This window comes from Kitasatospora sp. A2-31 (assembly GCF_022288725.1).
Classification (GTDB): domain Bacteria; phylum Actinomycetota; class Actinomycetes; order Streptomycetales; family Streptomycetaceae; genus Kitasatospora.
In genome coordinates this window covers 1-1,339 of sequence record NZ_JAKNTA010000193.1, presented here as the reverse complement: position 1 = coordinate 1,339, position 1,339 = coordinate 1, and the positions used below count along the sequence as shown (strand labels likewise).

At 72.7% G+C, this 1,339-nt stretch carries 3 protein-coding genes; 1 reads left to right on the top strand and 2 read right to left on the bottom strand.

From position 1 onward, the window contains the following. Both MCM47_RS40810 and MCM47_RS40805 read right to left on the bottom strand, forming a co-directional pair. On the bottom strand, window positions 1-214 hold a 214-nt coding region (locus MCM47_RS40810), incomplete at its 3' end, for a hypothetical protein (RefSeq protein WP_238951839.1). Window positions 215-352: 138 nt separating this feature from the next. After that, window positions 353-988: a TetR/AcrR family transcriptional regulator gene (locus MCM47_RS40805; protein WP_238949386.1), complete on the bottom strand. Its 636-nt coding sequence runs from the start codon at window positions 986-988 to the stop codon at window positions 353-355. Between the two features lie 110 nt (window positions 989-1,098). Here MCM47_RS40805 and MCM47_RS40800 point away from each other — a divergent pair. Next, on the top strand, window positions 1,099-1,339 hold a 241-nt coding region (locus MCM47_RS40800; protein WP_238951838.1), incomplete at its 3' end, for an FAD-dependent oxidoreductase.

Genomic DNA, 1,339 nt, shown 5'->3' with positions numbered 1-1,339 from the left:
CCGCCCCCGCCGGCACCCGCAGGCCCGGCGCCGCGGTCTCGCCGAACGCGATCCAGGTGTCCGCGAACGCGGCCGCCCGGACGTGCGAGAGCCATGCCGGGGCCCCGGCCGCTCCGCCCAGCCAGTCCTCCGCGGTCAGCCGGACCAGCCCGGCCGCGGCGAGCTGCACCGCGTCCCCGTCCAGTCCTGTCCCCAGCAGCCGTCCACTTCTCACCACACACCCCCGTCAGCGGCCAACACCTCTTGACGGGCACATCTCACCACATCGGGACGCGGACGAACCAGAGAGGGTCGTCGGTGAGATGCCGCACGGTCCGCCGGCAGGTGGCGACCGGGGGCGTCACGGCCGGGGTCAGAACCCGCGGGTGGCGGCGCCGTCGCGCAGCAGGGCGAACGCCTCGGCGGTGTCGTCGGCGGCCTGCCGGGCGACGGCGCCGATGTCCTGGCCGGCGGCGAGGCGGGTCCAGGTGGCGCGGGCGAGCAGCTGGCGGACGGACGTGTACTGGGCGGCGAGCAGGCGGGCGGCCATGCCGCCGTCCGGGTCGAGCGCCTCGGCCAGGGCGCGGGTGTCGGCGTCGACGTAGTCGCGCAGGTGGGCGGAGAGGCTGGGGGTCTCGTAGACGAGCCGGAGGAACGCGATCACCTCGGGGGCGTCGTTGAGTCCGGTGTTCGGGTCCCGGGTCGCCAGGCCCTCCTGGTGGTGGCGCTCCAGGGCGTCCAGCGGGGTCAGCCCGGCCGCGCGCTCGCTCACCACCCGGCCGGCTTCGCCGAGGTGGTCGGCGAAGCGGTGCAGGACCAGCTCCTCCTTGCTGGCGAAGTAGCGGAAGAGGGTCGGCTTGGAGACCTCGGCGGCGGAGGCGATCTCGGCCACCGAGACCTGGTCGAAGCCGCGGTCGAGGAACAGGGCGATGGCCACGTCGGCGATGGTCTGCCGGGTGCGCTGCTTCTTGAGGGTCCGCAGACCCGGGTCCGGTTCGCTGGAAGTCATGCCCAGATCCTAACCCGGAAACATTTGTTACTAGGTTGCATTCGTTACCGAGTTGCGGTTTCATGGTGCGTGTCGACAGCAGCCGACAACACCGAGACGGGCGGGGAGCCATGACGACCATGCAGAACACGACGAAGGCGGCGACGGGGATGACCGGGGTGGACGCGACGGGTGTGGTGATCGTGGGCGCGGGACCGACCGGGCTGACCCTGGCGTGCGCACTGGCCCGGCAGGGCGTCGAGGTCCGGATCATCGAGCGGGCGGAGGAATTCCACACCGGCTCGCGCGGCAAGACCCTCAACCTGCGCAGCCTGGAGATCCTCGCCGACCTCGGCCTGGGGGAGCGGCTGG

Bases quoted from the DNA above. Each gene is read 5' to 3' on its own strand.
- MCM47_RS40805 (WP_238949386.1), bottom strand. From the start codon at position 988: ATGACTTCCAGCGAACCGGACCCGGGTCTGCGGACCCTCAAGAAGCAG.